Annotated in this window: 22 protein-coding genes, 9 tRNA genes and 1 pseudogene; 26 read left to right on the forward strand and 6 right to left on the reverse strand. The window is 46.0% G+C overall.

All coding sequences use genetic code 11. The features are described 5' to 3' along the window. Positions 1 to 482 (reverse strand): annotated as a pseudogene (locus tag AACT23_RS01165) (transketolase); the annotation flags it as partial. Positions 483 to 811: 329 nt separating this feature from the next. On the opposite strand from AACT23_RS01165, the gene metK reads away from it, so the two are divergent. From metK to ruvX, 7 genes are all read left to right on the forward strand, one after another. Further along, positions 812 to 1,966, forward strand: coding sequence for a methionine adenosyltransferase (gene metK, locus AACT23_RS01170; protein WP_026027375.1), 1,155 nt, complete (start codon positions 812 to 814; stop codon positions 1,964 to 1,966). Positions 1,967 to 2,033: 67 nt separating this feature from the next. Further along, the gene (locus tag AACT23_RS01175; protein ID WP_094128130.1) at positions 2,034 to 2,534 is read left to right on the forward strand and encodes a SprT family zinc-dependent metalloprotease; all 501 of its coding nucleotides are present in this window, start codon (positions 2,034 to 2,036) and stop codon (positions 2,532 to 2,534) included. A 134-nt stretch (positions 2,535 to 2,668) separates the two neighbouring features. After that, positions 2,669 to 3,373: a deoxyribonuclease I gene (gene endA, locus AACT23_RS01180; protein WP_010320652.1), complete on the forward strand. Its 705-nt coding sequence runs from the start codon at positions 2,669 to 2,671 to the stop codon at positions 3,371 to 3,373. A gap of 108 nt (positions 3,374 to 3,481) precedes the next feature. Further along, positions 3,482 to 4,213 (forward strand): 16S rRNA (uracil(1498)-N(3))-methyltransferase, encoded by a 732-nt coding sequence (rsmE, locus tag AACT23_RS01185; protein ID WP_013857814.1) that lies wholly within the window; start codon positions 3,482 to 3,484, stop codon positions 4,211 to 4,213. Between the two features lie 13 nt (positions 4,214 to 4,226). Continuing rightward, positions 4,227 to 5,180, forward strand: coding sequence for a glutathione synthase (gene gshB / locus AACT23_RS01190; protein ID WP_040122940.1), 954 nt, complete (start codon positions 4,227 to 4,229; stop codon positions 5,178 to 5,180). Positions 5,181 to 5,226: 46 nt separating this feature from the next. Next, positions 5,227 to 5,790, forward strand: coding sequence for a YqgE/AlgH family protein (locus tag AACT23_RS01195; RefSeq protein ID WP_017045507.1), 564 nt, complete (start codon positions 5,227 to 5,229; stop codon positions 5,788 to 5,790). Between the two features lie 82 nt (positions 5,791 to 5,872). Next, positions 5,873 to 6,301: a Holliday junction resolvase RuvX gene (gene ruvX, locus AACT23_RS01200; RefSeq protein WP_017045508.1), complete on the forward strand. Its 429-nt coding sequence runs from the start codon at positions 5,873 to 5,875 to the stop codon at positions 6,299 to 6,301. 83 nt (positions 6,302 to 6,384) lie between these two features. Here the strand turns inward: ruvX and AACT23_RS01205 are convergent, their stop codons facing one another. Together AACT23_RS01205 and AACT23_RS01210 are read right to left on the reverse strand one after the other, a co-directional pair. After that, complete coding sequence (locus AACT23_RS01205; RefSeq protein ID WP_017048293.1) at positions 6,385 to 7,491, reverse strand: PilT/PilU family type 4a pilus ATPase; 1,107 nt, start codon at positions 7,489 to 7,491, stop codon at positions 6,385 to 6,387. Positions 7,492 to 7,501: 10 nt separating this feature from the next. Beyond that, the gene (locus AACT23_RS01210) at positions 7,502 to 8,539 is read right to left on the reverse strand and encodes a type IV pilus twitching motility protein PilT (RefSeq protein WP_013857819.1); all 1,038 of its coding nucleotides are present in this window, start codon (positions 8,537 to 8,539) and stop codon (positions 7,502 to 7,504) included. 25 nt (positions 8,540 to 8,564) lie between these two features. Here AACT23_RS01210 and AACT23_RS01215 point away from each other — a divergent pair, with 25 nt between their 5' ends. From AACT23_RS01215 to hemW, 7 genes are all read left to right on the forward strand, one after another. Next, positions 8,565 to 9,266, forward strand: coding sequence for a YggS family pyridoxal phosphate-dependent enzyme (locus AACT23_RS01215; protein WP_017049526.1), 702 nt, complete (start codon positions 8,565 to 8,567; stop codon positions 9,264 to 9,266). Between the two features lie 61 nt (positions 9,267 to 9,327). After that, a complete protein-coding gene (proC, locus tag AACT23_RS01220) occupies positions 9,328 to 10,146 on the forward strand; it encodes a pyrroline-5-carboxylate reductase (RefSeq protein WP_094128133.1) in 819 nt (272 codons plus the stop codon). A 62-nt stretch (positions 10,147 to 10,208) separates the two neighbouring features. Continuing rightward, positions 10,209 to 10,766 (forward strand): YggT family protein, encoded by a 558-nt coding sequence (locus AACT23_RS01225; RefSeq protein ID WP_010320643.1) that lies wholly within the window; start codon positions 10,209 to 10,211, stop codon positions 10,764 to 10,766. Continuing rightward, positions 10,766 to 11,056 carry a DUF167 family protein YggU gene (yggU, locus tag AACT23_RS01230; RefSeq protein WP_026028959.1) on the forward strand — a complete coding sequence of 97 codons (291 nt, stop codon included), beginning with the start codon at positions 10,766 to 10,768 and terminating at the stop codon, positions 11,054 to 11,056. The genes AACT23_RS01225 and yggU overlap by 1 nt, the downstream gene beginning before the upstream one ends. 42 nt (positions 11,057 to 11,098) lie before the next feature. After that, positions 11,099 to 11,530: a DUF4426 domain-containing protein gene (locus AACT23_RS01235; protein WP_013857823.1), complete on the forward strand. Its 432-nt coding sequence runs from the start codon at positions 11,099 to 11,101 to the stop codon at positions 11,528 to 11,530. Positions 11,531 to 11,542: 12 nt separating this feature from the next. Further along, a complete protein-coding gene (locus AACT23_RS01240) occupies positions 11,543 to 12,142 on the forward strand; it encodes an XTP/dITP diphosphatase (protein WP_094128136.1) in 600 nt (199 codons plus the stop codon). After that, positions 12,142 to 13,299 (forward strand): radical SAM family heme chaperone HemW, encoded by a 1,158-nt coding sequence (gene hemW, locus AACT23_RS01245; RefSeq protein ID WP_019282295.1) that lies wholly within the window; start codon positions 12,142 to 12,144, stop codon positions 13,297 to 13,299. The genes AACT23_RS01240 and hemW overlap by 1 nt, the downstream gene beginning before the upstream one ends. A gap of 83 nt (positions 13,300 to 13,382) precedes the next feature. Here the strand turns inward: hemW and glsB are convergent, their stop codons facing one another. Next, positions 13,383 to 14,303 (reverse strand): glutaminase B, encoded by a 921-nt coding sequence (gene glsB, locus AACT23_RS01250; RefSeq protein WP_026028230.1) that lies wholly within the window; start codon positions 14,301 to 14,303, stop codon positions 13,383 to 13,385. Between the two features lie 143 nt (positions 14,304 to 14,446). Next, on the reverse strand, positions 14,447 to 15,166 hold the full coding sequence (gene trmB / locus AACT23_RS01255; protein WP_026027213.1) for a tRNA (guanosine(46)-N7)-methyltransferase TrmB: 720 nt from the start codon (positions 15,164 to 15,166) through the stop codon (positions 14,447 to 14,449). A 175-nt stretch (positions 15,167 to 15,341) separates the two neighbouring features. On the opposite strand from trmB, the gene mutY reads away from it, so the two are divergent. The 12 genes from mutY to AACT23_RS01315 all read left to right on the forward strand — a co-directional run bounded on the left by mutY (position 15,342) and on the right by AACT23_RS01315 (position 19,322). Next, on the forward strand, positions 15,342 to 16,397 hold the full coding sequence (gene mutY, locus AACT23_RS01260; RefSeq protein ID WP_013857828.1) for an A/G-specific adenine glycosylase: 1,056 nt from the start codon (positions 15,342 to 15,344) through the stop codon (positions 16,395 to 16,397). A gap of 21 nt (positions 16,398 to 16,418) precedes the next feature. Beyond that, the gene (locus tag AACT23_RS01265; RefSeq protein WP_010320634.1) at positions 16,419 to 16,691 is read left to right on the forward strand and encodes an oxidative damage protection protein; all 273 of its coding nucleotides are present in this window, start codon (positions 16,419 to 16,421) and stop codon (positions 16,689 to 16,691) included. Positions 16,692 to 16,769: 78 nt separating this feature from the next. Further along, entirely contained in the window at positions 16,770 to 17,900 is a 1,131-nt protein-coding gene (mltC, locus tag AACT23_RS01270) for a membrane-bound lytic murein transglycosylase MltC (RefSeq protein ID WP_013857830.1), read from the forward strand. Positions 17,901 to 18,006: 106 nt separating this feature from the next. Then, positions 18,007 to 18,082 (forward strand) — tRNA-Phe (locus AACT23_RS01275). Positions 18,083 to 18,137: 55 nt separating this feature from the next. Then, positions 18,138 to 18,213, forward strand: a tRNA-Thr gene (locus AACT23_RS01280). Positions 18,214 to 18,219: 6 nt separating this feature from the next. Further along, a tRNA-Phe gene (locus AACT23_RS01285) sits at positions 18,220 to 18,295 on the forward strand. A gap of 36 nt (positions 18,296 to 18,331) precedes the next feature. Beyond that, positions 18,332 to 18,407, forward strand: a tRNA-Asn gene (locus tag AACT23_RS01290). A 401-nt stretch (positions 18,408 to 18,808) separates the two neighbouring features. Next, positions 18,809 to 18,884 (forward strand) — tRNA-Phe (locus AACT23_RS01295). A gap of 55 nt (positions 18,885 to 18,939) precedes the next feature. Continuing rightward, positions 18,940 to 19,015 (forward strand) — tRNA-Thr (locus AACT23_RS01300). A gap of 14 nt (positions 19,016 to 19,029) precedes the next feature. Next, a tRNA-Asn gene (locus AACT23_RS01305) sits at positions 19,030 to 19,105 on the forward strand. Positions 19,106 to 19,139: 34 nt separating this feature from the next. Further along, positions 19,140 to 19,215, forward strand: a tRNA-Thr gene (locus AACT23_RS01310). A 31-nt stretch (positions 19,216 to 19,246) separates the two neighbouring features. Next, positions 19,247 to 19,322, forward strand: a tRNA-Asn gene (locus AACT23_RS01315). Between the two features lie 121 nt (positions 19,323 to 19,443). Here AACT23_RS01315 and djlA read toward each other — a convergent pair. Then, positions 19,444 to 20,298, reverse strand: coding sequence for a co-chaperone DjlA (djlA, locus tag AACT23_RS01320; protein WP_017043798.1), 855 nt, complete (start codon positions 20,296 to 20,298; stop codon positions 19,444 to 19,446). Between the last annotated feature and the right edge of the window lie 56 nt (positions 20,299 to 20,354).

A 20,354-nucleotide genomic window follows, 5' to 3' on the forward strand; every position in this document is an offset into this window, starting at 1 on the left:
CCATCACCCATGAACACATAAGTGAAGTGGTCAACGATGTCGTGACCCGGTTTGTTGAACTGCGCCGCCAGTGCTTTTTCAGCCATCGCCATGCCGACCGCATTGGTAATACCTTGGCCTAGTGGGCCCGTGGTGGTTTCAATGCCCGGCGCGTAACCGTATTCTGGGTGACCCGGTGTTTTTGAGTGCAATTGACGGAAGTTTTTCAAATCATCAATCGACAGCGCGTAACCGCTCAGGTGCAATAAAGAGTAAATCAGCATTGAGCCGTGGCCGTTTGACAGCACAAAACGGTCGCGGTCAGCCCATTGTGGGTTTTGTGGGTTATGGTTTAAGTGGCTACGCCAAAGAACTTCAGCGATATCCGCCATACCCATCGGTGCACCAGGGTGACCAGAGTTAGCTTGTTGAACACCGTCCATACTAAGAGCACGGATGGCATTGGCGAGTTCTTTATTAGAAACAAGGTTACGGGAAGACATGTCTGCTCCTGAGTGCATTAAGCGAATTCAAATTAACGGAAATGGGCTGAAAATAGCGCGGCTATTCTCTCAAAGCACTTTTCTCACTGCAAACGTTTTACTGGAGAAATAGTGCTCTTTAGCGCTTATTTTTAGGATAAAAAACCAAACTCCAATTTTTCATCTAAATTTAAGCAAACGTTTGGTTTACAGACAGGCGTAAAAATAACTTGTAATTCGACCATTCAAAACTAGAATAGACGTCTAGATGTAGAAACACCTACATAAACTAATGAATAACGATGGTGAGCGAAGCTTGCCATAGTCCAACGATTAAAAGTGGAGCTCTCATGGTTAAGCACCTGTTTACTTCTGAATCCGTTTCAGAAGGCCATCCAGATAAAATTGCAGACCAAATTTCTGATGCAGTTTTGGATGCGATTCTAGAACAAGACATCAAAGCGCGCGTTGCTTGTGAAACTTACGTGAAAACCGGCATGGTCATGGTTGGTGGTGAAATCACTACCTCTGCATGGGTGGACATTGAAGAGCTTACTCGCCAAACCGTTCGTGAAATTGGTTACGTCAACTCAGAGATGGGTTTCGATGCCAATTCTTGCGCCGTTTTGAATACCATTGGTAAACAGTCACCTGATATCAACCAAGGTGTTGATAAGGCCGATCCTAAAGAACAAGGCGCCGGTGACCAAGGTATTATGTTCGGTTACGCGACCAACGAAACTGAAATCCTGATGCCAGCACCGATCACCTACGCTCACCGCTTGATGCAAAAACAAGCAGAAGTGCGTAAAAATGGCACGCTTTCTTGGCTACGTCCTGATGCAAAATCTCAAGTTACCTTCCAATATGACCAAGGTAAAATTGTCGGAATTGATGCAGTCGTTCTTTCAACGCAACATTGCGACTCTATCTCGACAGCTGACCTACGCGAAGGCGTCATGGAAGAGATCATCAAGCCAGTGTTGCCAGCCGAGTGGCTTAGCAAAGAGACCAAATTCTTCATCAACCCAACCGGTCGTTTTGTGATTGGCGGCCCAATGGGTGACTGTGGTTTAACTGGTCGTAAGATCATTGTTGATACCTACGGCGGCGCAGCGCGTCACGGTGGTGGTGCATTCTCTGGTAAAGATCCATCAAAAGTAGACCGTAGTGCAGCCTACGCAGCGCGTTATGTAGCGAAAAACATCGTAGCGGCAGGCCTTGCTGACCGCTGTGAAATTCAGTTGTCATACGCCATTGGTATCGCAGATCCAACCTCAATCATGGTCGAAACCTTTGGTACTGAAAAAGTATCACAAGAGATCATCATTGAAGCGGTACGCCAGCACTTCGACCTACGCCCATACGGCCTACAAGAAATGCTCAATTTGCTGCAACCGATCTACAAGAAAACCGCCGCTTACGGTCACTTCGGCCGTGAAGAGTTTCCTTGGGAAGCGACTGACAAAGCCGCCATCCTGCGTGACTTTGCTGGCTTGAAGTAATTTTCAACCTAGTTTAAATTTGTAAGCCCTTGCTCATTCGCAAGGGCTTTTTTCTAGGAATGAATCTGTGCCTAATTTTGAGCTACATTACCGCGCGCAAGTAAAAGCAAAACAGTGCATCACAACCGCTCGTCACTATTTTCAACACGACTTCCCTATGCCGAATATCAACTATCAGTTGCGGGGAAAGGCGGCAGGTAAGGCTTATTTACAACGTTGGGAAATCAGACTGAATCCAGTGCTGTTTGCTGAAAATCAACGCACCTTTCTCGATGAAGTGATCCCACATGAAATCGCCCACCTAATTACCTACCAGCGCTATGGTCGTGTTCGTCCACACGGTAAAGAGTGGCAGGCCGTGATGAATCAAGTGTTTCATTTACCAGCCAATACCACTCATCGCTTTGAAGTCTCTTCTGTGCAAGGCAAAACCTTTGAATATCACTGCGCCTGTGCGCATTATCCGCTCACTGTCCGTCGTCACAATAAAGTGATGCGCAATCAAGCCACCTACCGCTGTCAACACTGTGCACAAACGCTCCATTTTACTGGCGTGCAGCTTTCCTAAATAAACTTTGGTTGCTGCTACTTGAATCCACAGCAGTGGTTACACTCATCTGCAATTAACAACAAAAACATCATTTATTATTCTTTAATCTGAGTGTTAGACTAATAAAAACCATACTTATATCAGTCTAAACGATGTCCTATTTTCGCTTATTGCTTGTGAATAGCAGCTTAGCTCTGTTCTCGTTTTGTGCCCTAGCTGCGCCTCCCGCTTCCTTTTCTCAAGCTAAAAAAGAAGCATTGAAAATCTATCATGATCATCCAGTGAGCTTTTACTGCGGTTGTGACATTGCATGGCAAGGTAAGAAAGGCACGCCCGACTTACAAGCTTGTGGTTACCAAGTTCGCAAACAACAAACTCGCGCCAGCCGTATTGAATGGGAACACGTCGTCCCTGCTTGGCAATTTGGCCACCAGCGTCAGTGCTGGCAACAAGGTGGGCGTAAAAATTGCACCAAAAATGATACTATTTTTCGTTCGATGGAAGCTGACCTTCACAACCTGACGCCGGCGATTGGCGAAGTCAACGGCGATCGTTCAAACTACAATTTCAGTCAGTGGAATGGCGTAGAAGGTGAAAGCTATGGCCGTTGTGAAATGCAGGTCGATTTTAAACAACGCAAAGTCATGCCACCCGATAGAGCACGTGGCTCAATTGCTCGTACCTATCTGTACATGAGCCAAAACTATGGCTTTCAGTTATCCAAGTCCCAAACACAACTAATGCAAGCTTGGAATCGCCAATACCCAGCCGATGAGTGGGAATGCAAACGCGATCAGCGAATTGCCAAAGTTCAAGGCAACCACAACCCATTTGTGCAGCAACAGTGCCGTTCATAAGGTACTTTTTGTGGGCCATTTTCGTGATTGAAACTCGCCCTTGCCCCTTGTTTTTTCAGTGTAAAGCATCCATGTTAATGGCTATTAAACGTCAGGTAGGAACTATCCATGCGTATCCCTAGAATTTATCATCCGACTCCTCTTCAACCCTCAAGCATTATTGCTCTCAATGATGATGCGGCTGGGCATATTGGCCGGGTGTTACGCATGCAAGCGGGCCAAGAAGTACTGCTTTTTGATGGCAGTGGCGCGGAATTCCCAGCGGAAATTACCGAGGTCAGCAAAAAAAATGTGCTGGTCAATGTGTTGAAAAGAGTCGAAAGCAGCTGTGAATCGCCTCTTAATTTACACCTTGGGCAGGTGATCTCGCGTGGAGACAAAATGGAGTTCACCATTCAAAAATCGGTCGAACTTGGCGTCAATACCATCACGCCTTTGATTTCTGAACGTTGCGGCGTGAAATTAGATGCCAAACGTTTTGAGAAAAAACTTGAACAGTGGCAAAAAATTGCAATCAGCGCTTGTGAGCAGTGCGGCCGCAATATAGTGCCGCTGATCCGCCCAATTATGCAATTGGAAGAGTGGTGTGCCGAACCCAGTGATGCGCTCAAGCTCAACTTACATCCACGTGCGAAGTATTCGATTAATACCCTGCCTCAACCCATCAATAAAGTCCGTTTGTTGATTGGCCCTGAAGGGGGCTTATCAGAATCAGAAATTAGCATGACTGAACAGTACCATTTTGAAGAAACCTTGCTAGGCCCACGCGTACTGCGTACTGAAACTGCGGCCTTAACGGCTATTACTGCTCTTCAAGTTCGCTTTGGCGATCTTGGCTAACCGGAGAAAAACAATGATTAAACTTGGTATCGTCATGGACCCTATCTCGTCCATTAACATCAAAAAAGATTCCAGCTTTGCCATGTTGCTAGAAGCGCAGCGTCGTGGTTATGAAATCCACTATATGGAGATGAATGATCTACACTTAGATCAAGGTGTCGCTTTTGCCGATACCAAAGTGGTGACATTAAAAGAAGATCCGAACGGTTGGTATGAGTTTTTATCTGAGCAAACTATTCCACTGGCTGATCTCGATGCAGTGTTGATGCGTAAAGATCCGCCGTTTGACACTGAATATATCTACGCAACCTACATTCTAGAACGAGCAGAAGAAGCAGGAACATTAATCGTCAATAAGCCGCAAAGCTTACGTGACTGCAATGAGAAGCTGTTTACGGCATGGTTCCCTGAACTAACGCCAACCACCATAGTGACGCGTAAAGCGGAAAAAATTAAAGCCTTCCGCGCGCAACATGGTGATGTGATTTTAAAACCGTTAGACGGTATGGGCGGGGCATCTATCTTCCGCGTTAAAGAGGGTGATCCAAACGTATCTGTCATTATCGAAACATTAACTAACCACGGCCAAAACTACTGTATGGCGCAAACTTTTGTACCTGACATCAGCAACGGTGATAAACGTATTTTAGTGGTCGATGGTGAACCAATGCCTTACTGCCTAGCGCGAATTCCGGCACAAGGTGAAACCCGTGGCAATTTGGCAGCTGGTGGCCGTGGTGAAGCGCGTCCGCTAAGCGAAACCGATAAAAAAATTGCTCAAACTATTGCTCCAACATTGAAAGAAAAAGGCTTAATCTTTGTCGGACTTGACGTTATTGGCGACAAGCTCACTGAGATCAACGTGACGAGCCCTACGTGTATTCGTGAAATAGAGGCCGCCTTTGATATCTCAATTACCGGTAAGTTGATGGACGCGATTGAGCGTCGAATCAACAAGTCATGCTGAACTGGGCAAACTCTTGCCCAGTAATTTGCGATAGGTTGGAGGCAGTATGAATCTTACAAATCATTTTTTAGTCGCCATGCCAAGTATGAGAGACCCTTACTTCAAGCACAGTGTTATTTACATCTGTGAGCACAATGAAGAGGGGGCGATGGGCTTGATGATTAATGTGCCGATTGATATCACCGTGGGCGGCATGTTAAACCAAGTCGATGTTGAGCCAAGCTACCCGAAGCTTCAACTTGATAGCCTAAAAAGGCCCGTATTGAATGGCGGTCCTGTTTCTGAAGATCGTGGGTTTATTCTACATCGACCGAAAGATCATTATGAATCCAGCATCCGTATGAGCGATGACATTGCCGTCACCACATCGAAAGATATTTTAGCGGTACTGGGCACGGATGCCGAACCAAGTCACTATCTTGTGGCTCTGGGTTATTCAGGCTGGGAGCCGGGTCAGCTTGAGTTAGAGCTGGCTGAAAATTCTTGGTTAACCATTGAGGCCGATCCAGAGGTTATCTTTAATACGCCCATTCACGATAAGTGGAATCAGGCGATTAAAAAACTCGGCATTGATCCCATCCAACTCTCAGCGCAAGCTGGGCATGCTTAACTTTTACGGCTCTAACCTTTACGGCTCTAACTAGGTAACGCGCCTTTTTAGAGCCTTCGTTGCAACATTCAAGATACTGATTATGACATCCAGAACCATTATGGCTTTTGACTTTGGCACCAAAAGCATCGGCAGTGCGATTGGCCAAGAAGTTACAGGCACCGCATCGCCACTTAAAGCCTTTAAAGCCAATGACGGAATTCCACATTGGGAAGAGATCGAAAAGCAGATCAAAGAGTGGCAACCCCATTTATTGGTGGTAGGGCTACCAACAGATTTGCACGGCAAAGCATTAGAAACCATTACTCCGCGAGCCAAAAAATTTGCGCAGCGTTTACACGGGCGCTTTGGCTTAGCCGTCGAGATGCATGACGAACGGCTTTCAACCCGGGAAGCCCGCGCCGACTTATTTGCCATGGGCGGCTATAAAGCGCTGAGTAAAGGCAATGTCGATTGCCAATCAGCTGTAGTGATCTTAGAGAGCTGGTTTGAAGCGCAATGGGGCGCGTAACTTAACCTCGCGCAACTTCACTTTAATACAGCGGTGCAGCACAATCCCGAATCGAGTTCGGGATTGTTCGTCTTAAACTGCGACTATTCCATATCAATCTGCACGTTATCCAATGTGCCACTGCTGATCCCTTCGCCACGCTTTGTTTTTAACATTAAACGTAAATCGTTAGCCGAGTCAGCGCTGTGCAGTGCATCTTGTTCACTGATTTTATCCTCAACGACCAGTTGATACAGTGCTTGGTCAAAAGTCTGCATCCCCACTTCTTTTGATTTGCCCATCGTCGCTTTCAATTCGTGCAGATCACCGCGGCGGATCAAATCGGAAATTCGAGGGCTGTTGAGTAAAATCTCAAACACACCATGTCGTCCCTTGCCATTTTTATCGCGGATCAACTGCTGCCCCACGACGCCTTTGAGGTTCATTGATAGATCAAACAAAAACTGCTCTTTTTGCTCTTTAGGAACCAAATGCAAAATTCGCTCAAGCGCTTGGTTGGCATTGTTAGCATGTAACGTTGCCATACATAAATGACCTGTCTCGGCAAAGGTCATCGCATATTCCATCGTTTCACGTGAACGGATCTCACCAATTAAAATCATATCAGGGGCTTGGCGCAGCGAGTTTTTCAGCGCCACTTCGTAACTCTCGGTATCCAACCCCACTTCTCGCTGTGTCACAATACAACGCTGATGCTCATGCACAAACTCAATCGGATCTTCCACTGTTAAAATATGCCCAGTTCGGTGCGAGTTACGATAACCTGTCATGGCCGCCATGGTGGTCGATTTGCCCGACCCCGTCGCGCCTACCACCAGCACCAGCCCACGCTTTGCAATCGAGAGATCTTGCAACACACCCGGTAACTTTAATTCTTCAAAAGTGGGGATATGAGTTTCAATGCGGCGGATCACCGCACCGGGCAGCTCACGTTGGAAAAAAGCACTGACACGAAAGCGGCCAATCTCTCTCACCACTGCAAAATTGGCTTCACGTGTACGTTGAAATTCACGGCGGCGATCCTCATCCATCATGGCATCTAACAACGCCATCACCTGCGTTTGGGATAACTTTTCGCCATGAGCTCTTAACTCTCCATCGACGCGAAATAACACTGGCGCTCCTACGGTGAGGTACAAGTCGGAAGCTTTTTGAGTCAACATACCCTCAAGACATTGGTTCAGTTCCATGAGCTCTCTCTTAAAATGGTGATGAATTGACTTCCAGTTTTTTCTGCACTTCTTCTTGATCGACAATACCTTGCGCAATCAACTGTTTGGAATTCTGTTCCATGGTTTGCATGCCATGCGCCGCACCCGTTTGGATGATAGAGTACATCTGCGCAACCTTATCCTCGCGGATCAAGTTACGAATCGCTGGAGTGGCAAGCATAATTTCATGACATGCGACGCGGCCCCCACCTAAACGTTTTAGCAACTTTTGCGCAATCACGGCTCGCAATGATTCAGAGAGCATTGAACGAACCATCTCTTTATCACTACCGGGAAACACATCAATGATCCGGTCGATGGTTTTCGCCGCAGAGCTGGTATGTAACGTGCCGAACACTAAATGCCCGGTTTCAGCCGCGGTTAACGCTAAGCTGATGGTTTCTTGATCGCGCAGCTCACCGACCAAGATTACATCCGGATCTTCGCGCAGCGCCGAGCGTAGCGCCGCTTTAAAACTGTGGGTATCTCGGTGTACTTCACGTTGGTTAACCAAACATTTATTGTTGCTATGCACAAACTCAATGGGGTCTTCAATGGTTAAAATGTGTTTGTTGTGATGAGAATTAATGTAATCAACCATTGCTGCCAGTGTGGTCGACTTACCCGACCCTGTTGGCCCAGTCACCAGCACCAATCCTTTCTCATAATTGGCGATTTTATTAAAAATGTCAGGCGCTTGTAGTTCTTCCAAGGTTGGGATCACCGTAGGAATCGTCCGGAAAACCGCAGAGCAGCCACGAGATTGATGGAAAGCATTGACACGAAAACGCCCTACATTAGGCAGCTCAAATGAGAAATCCACTTCCAGTTTCTCTTCAAATTCACTACGCTGAGCATCGTTCATGATCTCAAAAATCAAACGATGCACGTCAGCATGAGTAAAAGCAGGCACTCCGAGCTTTCTTACTTCACCATCTATCCGTACCATAGGTGGAACACCTGCAGATAGGTGTAGATCCGAAGCGTTGTGCTTTACACTAAAATCCAGTAGCTCAGCGATATCCATTTAATTTCCTTAGTAAAGTCAGGCTATGAGTAGTATTCAACAAAACATTGAACAGATCACTTCACAAATTGAAAGTGCACAACAAAAGTGTGGACGCGCTCGAGAGAGAGTGCAACTTTTAGCGGTCAGTAAGACCAAACCTGTCGAGGCGATTCTAGAAGCGGCGCGCGTTGGGCAACGTTTATTTGGTGAAAACTATGTGCAAGAGGGCGCGGATAAAGTTCAATACTTCAATACCTTGCACCCCGAACTGGATTTAGAATGGCACTTTATCGGCCCAATTCAGTCCAATAAATCGCGCATTGTGGCCGAGAACTTTGCTTGGGTGCATACGGTGGATCGAAGTAAAATTGCCCAGCGTTTAAATGATCAACGCCCAGCAGGCATGCCACCACTACAGGTCTTGATTCAAGTCAACACCAGCGGCGAAAGCTCGAAATCGGGCATTGGTGAACACGAAATAGTTGAGTTGGCAGAGTTGATATCCGCGCTACCCAACCTCACGTTAAGAGGACTGATGTCTATTCCTGAGAATGTCCCCGATTACGCTGCGCAACTTGCCGCATTTCAAAAACTGGCGAGCTTACAAGCGCAATTGTCTGAACGGTTTTCAGGGTTAGATACGCTCTCAATGGGCATGAGTGGCGACATGCAAGCGGCGATTGAAGCTGGTAGCACTATGGTGAGGATCGGCACCGCTATTTTTGGTGCGCGTGATTACGCTTAGCACTGGCTTATCTATCAACCACATAATAATCAATCAGCGACAAGCAATTAGAGGTCAGCAGATGCAGCAGAGAAACATCACTTTTATCGGTGCAGGCAATATGGCCAAAGCAATTATTGCAGGCTTAGTCGCCAGCGGTTATCCAGCTGATAGAATTACCGCGACCGCACCGTCAGAAACAAGACGCAAACCACTGGAAAGTGCTTGTGGCATTCACACCACCAGCGATAATCTTGCCGCAGCGCAGCAAGCCGATGTGGTGGTACTGGCGGTCAAACCGCAGTTGATGGCCAGTGTCTGTCAACCTTTGCAATCCATTGATTTTAGAAATAAGTTGGTGATCTCCATTGCAGCAGGTGTTTCTGCGGCGCGCCTTAATGAGATGCTGGCAACCGAACTACAACTAGTACGCGCCATGCCCAATACACCTTCGCTGATCAATCGAGGCATGAGCGGTCTATTTGCCGCTCCAAGCGTATCAGAGCAAGACAAACGCTTTACCGCACAATTGCTACAAGCCGTTGGTGAAGTGTGCTGGGTTGAAAACGAGTCCGCCATTAATGGCATCATCGCCGCCGCAGGCAGTGCGCCTGCCTACTTCTTTTTGTTTATGGAAGCGATGCAAAATGAAGCCATCGCTCAAGGCTTTGATAAAGAAACGGCCCGTTTGTTAGTACAACAAGCGGCGTTAGGCGCAGCCGAAATGGTGGTGGCAAACCCTGAGATTGAACTCTCGACATTGCGTGAACAAGTGACCTCCAAAGGCGGCACCACCGCCGAGGCGATTCGCACCTTTAACGAGCATCAACTTGCCAATATCGTTGCACAAGCGATGCAAGCGGCCGTAACTCGTGCACAAGAAATGGAAAAACTGTTTTAATCCTAGTGGCGTTTCACTAAGCTATAGCGCAAACGACACTCTACTCATATTAAGGGCTAGCTATGAATTCAATGAGTTTTTTGATCTCCACCCTGTTTGATCTGTACATCATGGTCGTAATTTTACGTATCTGGTTACAAGCAGCGCGTGCCGATTTCTATAACCCATTCTCCCAGTTTATCGTCAAAGCAACACAACCTGTGGTTGGCCCACTGCGCCGAGCGATTCCATCCATTGGTAGCCTAGATTTGGCCACGGTTCTCTTTGCGTACGTGCTGTGCGTATTGAAATTTATTGCCTTAATGCTGGTGGCATCAGGTGGTGCAGTTAGTTTTAGCGTCTACTTTTTATTCTTAGGCTTACTCTCGTTAGTCAAAGCCGCTGGCGGTTTACTGTTCTGGGTGCTGTTGATCCGCGCTATTCTTAGTTGGGTTAGCCAAGGCCGCAGCCCGATTGAATACGTATTTCATCAATTAACCGAGCCGATGCTTGCGCCGATCCGCCGTATCCTACCAGCGATGGGTGGTTTTGATTTAAGTGTATTGGTGCTGTTTATTGTGCTGCAGTTTGCTAACTTCCTAATGGGCGATTTTATTGGCCCAGTATGGTATCAGTTGTAATGTCATCTGCTGTTTGGCAAGAGGGAGAGGATCTAATCCTCAAGCTCTACATCCAACCCAAAGCAAGCCGCGATAGTATCGTCGGCTTGCATGGTGAGGAACTCAAAATTGCCATCACCGCACCGCCTGTTGATGGCAAAGCCAACGCGCATTTAACCAAATTCTTGGCCAAACAATTTAAAGTCGCCAAAGGTTTAATCGAGATAGAAAAAGGGGAATTGGGACGCCATAAACAAGTCCGAATTCATTCACCTCAAGTGATACCAGAGCCGATTGAAGCCATCTTGTGATGGCTTTTTATTTAGCCCACTCTGTTTTGTAAGGAGCACCACATGCGTAAATGGATGATAGCGTTTGTTATAGCCTTTATTTCGCTACCCACACTCGCCGAGCAGTTTCAAACCATCAAGAATGTTGAAGTTCACTACTCAGCTTTCAACTCAACATTTTTAACGCCACAAGTGGCGCGCAGTTATCAGTTAAAACGTAATGGTTACTCGGCTATTTTAAACATCAGCGTATTAGATAACTCGGCCTTAGGTAAACCAGCTATGGAAGCGACACTCAAAGGCAATGCGAAAAACCTAATCGGTCAGGTACGTGAACTTGAATTTAAACAATTCAAAGAGGGCAACGCGATTTATTACCTCGCTGAATTCCCCATTACCAATGAAGAGAATTTGAGTTTTGACATTGAGGTTGATGCGGGCTTAAAAGGTACCGGTAAGCTTAAATTTACCCAAAAATTCTACGTCGAAGAATAGAGAAACAGCACAATGAAAAAAATAGTATTAGCCACAGGAAACCAAGGCAAAGTGCGCGAAATGGCTGATCTGCTGGTTGATTTCGGTTTTGATGTGGTGGCGCAAACAGAATTAAACGTCCCAGAAGCCGAGGAAACTGGCACCACCTTTATTGAGAATGCGATCATCAAAGCACGACATGCTGCCAAAATCACTGGCTTACCTGCGATTGCCGATGACTCCGGCTTAGAAGTGGATTATCTGCAAGGTGCTCCGGGGATTTACTCGGCGCGCTACGCTGGTGAAAATGCCAGTGACCAACAAAACCTAGAAAAATTATTAGCTGCGATGGAAGGCGTACCAGACGAACAACGCACCGCTCATTTTCATTGCGTGCTGGTTTTCATGCGTCACGAAAATGACCCAACACCATTGGTCTGCCATGGTACGTGGCAAGGTCGCATCTTGCACCAAGCTCACGGCAGTAACGGTTTTGGTTATGATCCGATCTTCTTTGTCCCTGAAGATAACTGCGCTTCAGCTGAACTGCTACCTGCACGTAAAAAGCAGCTTTCACATCGTGGCAAAGCGCTAAAAATGCTATTTAAAACCTTAAGCGAGCAAAATTCATAATGTTGCAACCACCCGCGCTGAGTTTGTACGTGCACATCCCGTGGTGTGTACAAAAATGCCCCTATTGTGATTTTAACTCTCACGCGCTAAAGCACGATATTCCTGAACGTGAATACATTGATGCGCTATTGGAGGATCTCGATACCGATATCGCCAAATACCGCCTTGCAGACCATCCTCGCCCATTGCATTCCATTTTTATTGGCGGTGGTACACCGAGTCTTTTTTCTGCTGAAGGTATTGCTCGCCTGCTGCAAGGCATTGAAGCGCGTATTGCGTTTAAGCCTGGGATTGAAATCACCATGGAAGCTAACCCGGGCACGGTAGAGGCTGACCGTTTTGTTGGATATCGACAAGCAGGGGTGACGCGCATCTCGATTGGTGTACAAAGTTTTGAGCCACAAAAACTGGCACGTTTAGGGCGAATTCATGGTCAGCAAGAAGCGGTTAATGCCGCTCAATTAGCTCATCAAATTGGCTTAAACAGCTTCAACTTAGATTTGATGCATGGCTTACCCGATCAAAACTGTGAACAAGCGCTGGCTGATTTAGACAAAGCGATTGCACTAAACCCACCTCATCTTTCTTGGTATCAACTGACCATTGAACCTAATACGGTTTTCTACTTTAAACCGCCTACTTTGCCAGATGATGACGCACTGTGGGATATTTTTGAGCTGGGTCACCAAAAATTGGCCGCCGCTGGGTACGTGCAGTATGAAATTTCTGGCTATAGCAAGCCCGGCTATCAATGCCAACACAACTTAAATTACTGGCGCTTTGGTGATTATCTAGGGATTGGTTGTGGCGCGCATGGCAAGCTCAGCTTTAACGATGGGCGTATTGTACGCACCACTAAGGTGAAGCATCCGCGTGGCTATCTCAATTTACTCAAACCTTACTTGGATGACGAATTTGAAGTCGCCGCTGCGGATCGCCCTTTTGAATTCTTCATGAACCGCTTTCGCTTGATGGAACCTTGTCCGAAACAAGACTTTGTTGAAACAACTGGATTAAGTTTAAGCGTGATTCAACCAACGATAGATTGGGCACTAGCCGAACACTATTTAACGCAAACCGAAAGTCACTGGCAAATCACAGAAAAAGGAAAACTGTTTCTTAATGACTTGCTCGAAGCCTTTATGGCTGACGACTAAAAAGATAACCCCAACAGAGATTGGCTAACCTAATCGGTAGCCAATCTTTTGCCAAAAACACGGGCTGTCAGAAAATATTGAACTTAAAAGATAGAGCGACCAATACGCTCAGCCAAGAGTTCTAACATCTTAGTGCCCGCTAAAGAATTACCTGACGCATCAAGCTCTGGCGACCAAACCGCAATCGTCATCTCCCCAGGAACAACAGCAATAATACCGCCACCTACGCCCGATTTACCCGGCATGCCAACACGATAAGCGAACTCTCCTGCGCCATCATACAAACCGCAAGTCGCCAATAAGGCATTGATCTGCTTACTTTGTGTCGGCGTTACTATCGCTTCCTTGGTATGCACGGACACCCCTTTATTCGCCAGATAACTGAAGGTTTTCGCTAATTGAACACAGCTCATTTTAAGTGAACAAGCGTGAAAATAGTTGTGCAGCACCGGGATAACGTCATTATCGAAATTACCAAACGATCGCATCAAATAGGCGATGGCAGCATTGCGATCGCTGTGCATCATTTCTGAAGCCGCTACCACTTTGTCGTATACGATGCCCTCTTCACCCGACAACTGACGTACAAACTCCAGTAAGCGCTGCCGAGGGGCTGATAAACGGCTATGCAGCATATCCGCCACCACAATAGCTCCAGCATTGATAAAAGGGTTACGCGGAATGCCCTGCTCCATTTCAAGCTGGATCATCGAATTAAACGCTTGGCCTGAAGGCTCTTTTCCGACACGAAGCCATAGCTCTTCTGGTTTATAAAGCATCATAGCAAGCGTTAAGCTCAAAGCTTTAGAGATGGATTGAATTGAGAATCCTTCCGTGGCATCTCCAGCCGAAATCACTTCACCTTGATTGGTGTAAACCGCGATCGCCAGCTTGTTATTCGGTACTTTGGCTAAAGCAGGAATGTAATCGGCGACTTTTCCTTTGCCGATCAGTGGGCGAACCTCACACAAAATATCAGCAAGTAGATTGGGTGTTAGCTTCATGGGTGACTTTACCTCGGGTGAGAAATGTTTTTCTCTATTTTTATAATGATTTTCGTAGGGCGCTAAGGCCGAAAAAGCCAACATTACAACAATGTTGGCTTTTCTTTAATCGCTAATTTTGTTGCAGCAACAAAAGTGAGTCGTTACGCGGTGCGTTTATATTTTATATCCCACACACCATGACCTAAACGGTGACCACGCGCTTCAAATTTAGTCAAAGGACGCTCTTCTGGACGAGGAATATAGTCACCTTCTGCGGCAATATTGGCAAAGCCCGGCGCTTGATTCATCACTTCAATCATATGCTCAGCGTAGTTTTCCCAGTCCGTCGCCATATGAAAGATACCCTCTTCCATTTTTAGTTTTTGACGCACCATTTCCGCAAATTCTAACTGCACAATACGGCGCTTGTGGTGACGTTTTTTGTGCCAAGGATCAGGGAAGAACAGTTGCAGTGTATGCAGGCTACCATCAGGGATCATGTGTTCAAACACTTCCACTGCATCATGGCACATCACGCGTAAATTAGTCACGCCAGCATCACGAGCGGCTGACAAACAGGCGCCAACACCTGGGCTATGCACTTCAATACCAAAGAAGTTTTTTTGCGGTGCATTTTTAGCCATTTCAACTAATGAAGCGCCCATACCAAAACCGATTTCTAAAACCACCGGGTTATCGTTACCAAAAACCGCCGCCCAATCGAGCAATTGTGGCTGGAAATCAATACCCATTGTTGGCCAACATTCATTCATTGCCGCTTCTTGGCCTTTGGTTAATCGACCCTCACGACGAACGAAACTACGGATTCGACGCAGTATTTTGCCTTCTTCGGTATATTCGTTGGTGGTTACTTCACTCATTGATCTTGCCTGCACATTGATTAATCAAAGCGGGGATTATCCAAAGAATTATTCTCGGTGCAAGTGTTATCGAAATAAACTTGTTGGATAAATCCACACAATTTGTCCGTTTTACAACGTCACATTTATGTGGTGCAATTTTGCTCCACTAAAACTATAAACCAAAGAGCCTGTCGTGACACCTTTCGCTAACGCCATTTTAAAATGGTATGACGCCTATGGGCGCAAACATTTGCCGTGGCAACAAAACAAAACGGCCTACAGCGTTTGGCTGTCGGAAATTATGCTCCAACAAACTCAAGTCGCCACGGTAATCCCTTATTTCGAACGCTTCATGCAACGTTTTCCAACCGTGATTGATCTGGCCAATGCAGAACAAGACGAGGTACTGCACCTATGGACCGGCCTTGGTTATTACGCACGTGCGCGCAATCTACACAAAGCAGCCAAAATAGTGGCCAGCGAATATGGCGGTGAGTTTCCCCTTGATATCGAACAGATGAATGCTCTACCGGGTATTGGCCGCTCAACCGCTGCGGCGGTGCTTTCTTCGGTTTATAAGCAGCCGCACGCCATTTTAGATGGTAACGTAAAGCGTACTTTAGCCCGCTGTTTTGCTGTCGAAGGCTGGCCGGGGCAAAAAAAAGTTGAAACTCAGTTGTGGCAACATGCCGAACAAAATACGCCAGCGCAAGATGTTGATAAATATAACCAAGCCATGATGGATATGGGGGCGATGGTCTGCACACGCAGCAAACCGAAATGCACGCTCTGCCCAGTTGAATCTTTTTGCATCGCCAATAAACAAAATAACCCACTCGATTATCCGGGCAAAAAACCAAAAACAGACAAACCAACCAAACAAACTTGGTTTGTGATGCTGCACCATAACCATCAAGTATGGTTAGAACAGCGCCCTCAAAGTGGAATTTGGGGTGGATTATTTTGCTTCCCTGAAAACCCCAATAGCGCCATCGAAGATCAACTTGATCACAGAGCCATCAAAGAGAGCGCTATCCGCTCTATTCGCCCACTCATCGCTTTTCGCCACACGTTTAGCCATTATCATTTAGAGATCACACCGATCTTGGTGGAGTTATCTCAACAACCGAACATCATCATGGAAGCAAGCAAAGGTCTTTGGTATAACTTAGCCCAACCGGAACAAATCGGCTTAGCCGCTCCTGTAAAACAGTTGCTAGAAAGCCTTCCATTTGAAATTAACCCTTAAAACACCGAAGAGGAAGTGACCATGAGCCGCACTGTATTTTGTGCTCGACTAAATAAAGAAGCCGACGGTTTGGATTTTCAACTGTACCCAGGTGAATTAGGTAAACGTATTTTTGACAACATCTCAAAAGAGGCTTGGGCACAATGGCAGCATAAGCAAACCATGCTGATCAACGAGAAAAAACTCAATATGATGGACCCTGAACATCGTAAATTGCTGGAAACCGAAATGACCAACTTCCTATTTGAAGGAAAAGAGGTCCATATCGAAGGCTACACGCCACCAAGCAAATAAGAGATACCTTATTTATTTCGAGGATAATCAATGACATCATGGTAAACGCTCTGATGTCATTTTTGTATTGGGAAGATAATGAGAAAGCTGACTTACTTTTTTATTGCAATGCTACTGGCCGGTTGTAGCCGAGAATTAGTTGAACGCATATACAGCGTCGACTATGAGCCGACCAACCGTTTTGCCAAAAACTTAGCGCAATTACCCGGGCAATTTGTCAAAGATACCGCCGCCTTAGATGCACTGATCAGCAGTTTTTCTGGCAACATTGAGAAACGCTGGGGCAGTAAAGAGATCAAAGTCGCCGGTAAAAGCAACTATGTAAAATACATCGATAATTACCTGAGTCGTTCCGAAGTCAATTTCTCCACGGGAACCATTATTATCGAAACAGTTTCCCCAACTGACCCCAAAAAACATCTGCGCAATGCCATTATTACCACCTTGCTCACGCCTGATGATCCCGCACACGTTGACCTTTTCTCTTCACAAAATATCGAATTGAATGGTCAGCCATTTTTGTACAACCAAGTGCTTGATCAAGATAAACAACCGATCCAGTGGGGTTGGCGCGCGAATCGATTTGCTGATTATCTTATTGAAAATAAATTAAAAGTTAAGAACGTTGATTTCAAAAAAGCCTACTATGTGGAAATTCCTATGGTAGCGGATCATGCCTCTAAACGAGGTTATAAATACGCCGACATCGTGCACCGAGCCTCGAAAAAATATAACATTCCCGAAGATCTGATCTACGCGATCATAAAAACTGAAAGTAGCTTTAACCCCTACGCTGTCAGTTGGGCCAATGCGTATGGCTTGATGCAAGTGGTTCCTAAAACCGCAGGTCGAGATGTTTTTAAACTGGTCAAAAATAAATCTGGTGAGCCCAGTCCTGAATATCTGTTTGATCCCGAAAAAAATATTGATACGGGAACGGCCTATTTTTATATTCTGAAAAACCGCTACCTCAAAGAGGTCAGCCATCCAACGTCGCTCGAATACAGTATGATTTCGGCCTACAACGGCGGTACAGGAGGAGTACTCAATACCTTTAGTAAAGATAGGAAACGAGCGATGAGGGACTTAAATTCACTGCAACCCAATCAAGTCTATTGGGCGCTGACCCAAAAACACCCTAATGCTGAATCGAGAAGGTACTTAGAAAAAGTAACAAAATTCAAGAAGGAATTTAACGCAGGTGGATAAAAAAGCGCAGCTTTGTCTAAATTCGCAGCAAACAAACCGTTTTTTCAAAAAATTTCCAAAAAGCAGTTGACGATTGAAGGGAAAATCCGTTTAATAGCGCTCCGTTGCCCGGATAGCTCAGTCGGTAGAGCAGAGGATTGAAAATCCTCGTGTCGGTGGTTCGATTCCGCCTCCGGGCACCACAAATTAAATTGTTGGTGCTTTTGTTAAAGTAGCAGCAAGCAATAAATAAAGTGCGCCGACTTAGCTCAGTAGGTAGAGCAACTGACTTGTAATCAGTAGGTCACCAGTTCGATTCCGGTAGTCGGCACCATTTATTGCCTCGATAGCTCAGTCGGTAGAGCAGAGGATTGAAAATCCTCGTGTCGGTGGTTCGATTCCGCCTCGAGGCACCATTATTTGGTGCGAAGTCTTAGACTTACACAGATAATTCCCCCTTAGTTCAGTCGGTAGAACGGCGGACTGTTAATCCGTATGTCGCAAGTTCAAGTCTTGCAGGGGGAGCCACTTTTAAAGCCAAGTCTAACGACTTGGCTTTTTTATTACCTGTCATATTTATCCAATCCCCTCTACCTCTACAGCGATTACCTCTACAACGATTACCTCTACAACGATTAAATTATGGGTCAGTCCATTTTCCGTCAAAAACTAAAACCAGTCTGGTGAGTTTGCTCCTTTAGTGTAACCAAGCGGATAAACGTGTGTTTTTCAACGCGCTTTTATTCGCTATTTGCTCCATTCAAAGCTCCTATTTTCTTTTCAACGCCTCTTTCCCTATCTAATCTGACACTAATTTTTAACGAAAATGGGTAAAAACGAGTCACTAAGTATAGAAAAACAACAAACGACATTTTTTTTGCATTTTACTGTTGACGTTAAATGCGAAAAACCTTTTAATACACCCCGTCGCCCGGATAGCTCAGTCGGTAGAGCAGAGGATTGAAAATCCTCGTGTCGGTGGTTCGATTCCGCCTCCGGGCACCACAGTTTCTAAATTGTTGGTGCCTAGCACAGACAATAAATTTAAAGATAAAAATGTGCCGACTTAGCTCAGTAGGTAGAGCAACTGACTTGTAATCAGTAGGTCACCAGTTCGACTCCGGTAGTCGGCACCATTCTTTAAACCTGTTCCCCCTTAGTTCAGTCGGTAGAACGGCGGACTGTTAATCCGTATGTCGCAAGTTCAAGTCTTGCAGGGGGAGCCACTTTTCATCAATGAGCACTGCTTATTGATTCGGCGCCGACTTAGCTCAGTAGGTAGAGCAACTGACTTGTAATCAGTAGGTCACCAGTTCGATTCCGGTAGTCGGCACCATTTATCTGCATAAGATAAGCAAACATTCTGTTCCCCCTTAGTTCAGTCGGTAGAACGGCGGACTGTTAATCCGTATGTCGCAAGTTCAAGTCTTGCAGGGGGAGCCACTTTCTAAAGCCAAGTTTTCAAACTTGGCTTTTTTTGTGTCTTGCGTATGCTCATAATAAAAAGAGCCAGTTTGCACCAGCTCAATCGATTGGAACGTTCGCGGTAATTCACGATAGCCGGTTACTTAAAACCCTTCTCTTTCTTAATCAAATCGTACGCATTTTGGATCTCTTGCGATTTTTCTTTCGCAACGTTCATCATCTCTGGTGGTAAGCCTTTGGCCATCAATTTATCTGGGTGATGCTCATTCATCAATTTGCGATAGGCACGTTTAATCTCTTTAGCATCCGCATCTTTACTCACGCCTAACACATCGTAAGCATCAGTGAGGCGTTCAGCTTGCGCGGCTTGTTGCCACTGCCCAGATTGCTGGTAGCCTTGTTGTTGGCCACCAAAATTTCCGCCTTGTTGAAAACGAAAGGCCGCTTCTTGCATACGCAAGCGTCTTTCCAGTTGATCGGATGAGAAACCCAAACTACGAGCGATTTTGTGCAGTACATTGCGCTCGCTAGGGTGAACATCCCCATCGGCAAACGCGGCTGATATTTGCAATTCGAGGAAAAATTGCAACAAGTCAAAGCGTCCACCCGTAGAAAGGCGCACACGCTCCAACACTTCCTCTAAAGGAAAGCCACTCTCTTTCCCCTCACGAAACGCATCTTGAGCCGCTTTACGTTGCTCACCATGTAAGTTCATACGCTCCATCATGATGGTAGCTAGCTGGATCTCTTCTTTGGTGACTTGCCCTTTCGCTTTAGCAACATGGCCCATGACCGCGAAAGCGGCTTTAAAAAATTCGTCTTGTCGCTCAGTTTGGCTTGGCCCAGAACCAAATGAGCTAGTTTTAAACCCCGCTTGATTCAAACGACGAGCTTTATCAAATTGATGCCCGAGAAACAAACCAAAAAATGCGCCAAACGGTCCTCCAAATAAGAAGCCAAAAAAAGCGCCAAGAATTTTGCCAAAAATATGCATTATGTGCTCTCAATCTATGAATTTTTCAGGAGTAAAGCGGTCTGATAGTGCCGGGA

It is taken from the genome of Vibrio sp. V09_P4A23P171, from assembly GCF_963875615.1.
GTDB lineage: Bacteria > Pseudomonadota > Gammaproteobacteria > Enterobacterales > Vibrionaceae > Vibrio > Vibrio anguillarum.

What these genes read in the sequence shown, in the direction of transcription:
- AACT23_RS01195 (WP_017045507.1), top strand. Translation starts at nt 5,227, where the DNA reads ATGAATCTTACAAATCATTTTTTAGTCGCCATGCCAAGTATGAGAGAC.
- hemW (WP_019282295.1), top strand. Translation starts at nt 12,142, where the DNA reads ATGTTGCAACCACCCGCGCTGAGTTTGTACGTGCACATCCCGTGGTGT.
- mltC (WP_013857830.1), top strand. Translation starts at nt 16,770, where the DNA reads ATGAGAAAGCTGACTTACTTTTTTATTGCAATGCTACTGGCCGGTTGT.
- yggU (WP_026028959.1), top strand. Translation starts at nt 10,766, where the DNA reads ATGTCATCTGCTGTTTGGCAAGAGGGAGAGGATCTAATCCTCAAGCTC.
- endA (WP_010320652.1), top strand. Translation starts at nt 2,669, where the DNA reads ATGTCCTATTTTCGCTTATTGCTTGTGAATAGCAGCTTAGCTCTGTTC.
- AACT23_RS01215 (WP_017049526.1), top strand. Translation starts at nt 8,565, where the DNA reads ATGAGTAGTATTCAACAAAACATTGAACAGATCACTTCACAAATTGAA.
- AACT23_RS01210 (WP_013857819.1), bottom strand. Translation starts at nt 8,539, where the DNA reads ATGGATATCGCTGAGCTACTGGATTTTAGTGTAAAGCACAACGCTTCG.
- trmB (WP_026027213.1), bottom strand. Translation starts at nt 15,166, where the DNA reads ATGAGTGAAGTAACCACCAACGAATATACCGAAGAAGGCAAAATACTG.
- AACT23_RS01240 (WP_094128136.1), top strand. Translation starts at nt 11,543, where the DNA reads ATGAAAAAAATAGTATTAGCCACAGGAAACCAAGGCAAAGTGCGCGAA.
- rsmE (WP_013857814.1), top strand. Translation starts at nt 3,482, where the DNA reads ATGCGTATCCCTAGAATTTATCATCCGACTCCTCTTCAACCCTCAAGC.
- proC (WP_094128133.1), top strand. Translation starts at nt 9,328, where the DNA reads ATGCAGCAGAGAAACATCACTTTTATCGGTGCAGGCAATATGGCCAAA.
- ruvX (WP_017045508.1), top strand. Translation starts at nt 5,873, where the DNA reads ATGACATCCAGAACCATTATGGCTTTTGACTTTGGCACCAAAAGCATC.
- AACT23_RS01225 (WP_010320643.1), top strand. Translation starts at nt 10,209, where the DNA reads ATGAATTCAATGAGTTTTTTGATCTCCACCCTGTTTGATCTGTACATC.
- djlA (WP_017043798.1), bottom strand. Translation starts at nt 20,298, where the DNA reads ATGCATATTTTTGGCAAAATTCTTGGCGCTTTTTTTGGCTTCTTATTT.
- AACT23_RS01205 (WP_017048293.1), bottom strand. Translation starts at nt 7,491, where the DNA reads ATGGAACTGAACCAATGTCTTGAGGGTATGTTGACTCAAAAAGCTTCC.
- AACT23_RS01265 (WP_010320634.1), top strand. Translation starts at nt 16,419, where the DNA reads ATGAGCCGCACTGTATTTTGTGCTCGACTAAATAAAGAAGCCGACGGT.
- metK (WP_026027375.1), top strand. Translation starts at nt 812, where the DNA reads ATGGTTAAGCACCTGTTTACTTCTGAATCCGTTTCAGAAGGCCATCCA.
- AACT23_RS01235 (WP_013857823.1), top strand. Translation starts at nt 11,099, where the DNA reads ATGCGTAAATGGATGATAGCGTTTGTTATAGCCTTTATTTCGCTACCC.
- gshB (WP_040122940.1), top strand. Translation starts at nt 4,227, where the DNA reads ATGATTAAACTTGGTATCGTCATGGACCCTATCTCGTCCATTAACATC.
- glsB (WP_026028230.1), bottom strand. Translation starts at nt 14,303, where the DNA reads ATGAAGCTAACACCCAATCTACTTGCTGATATTTTGTGTGAGGTTCGC.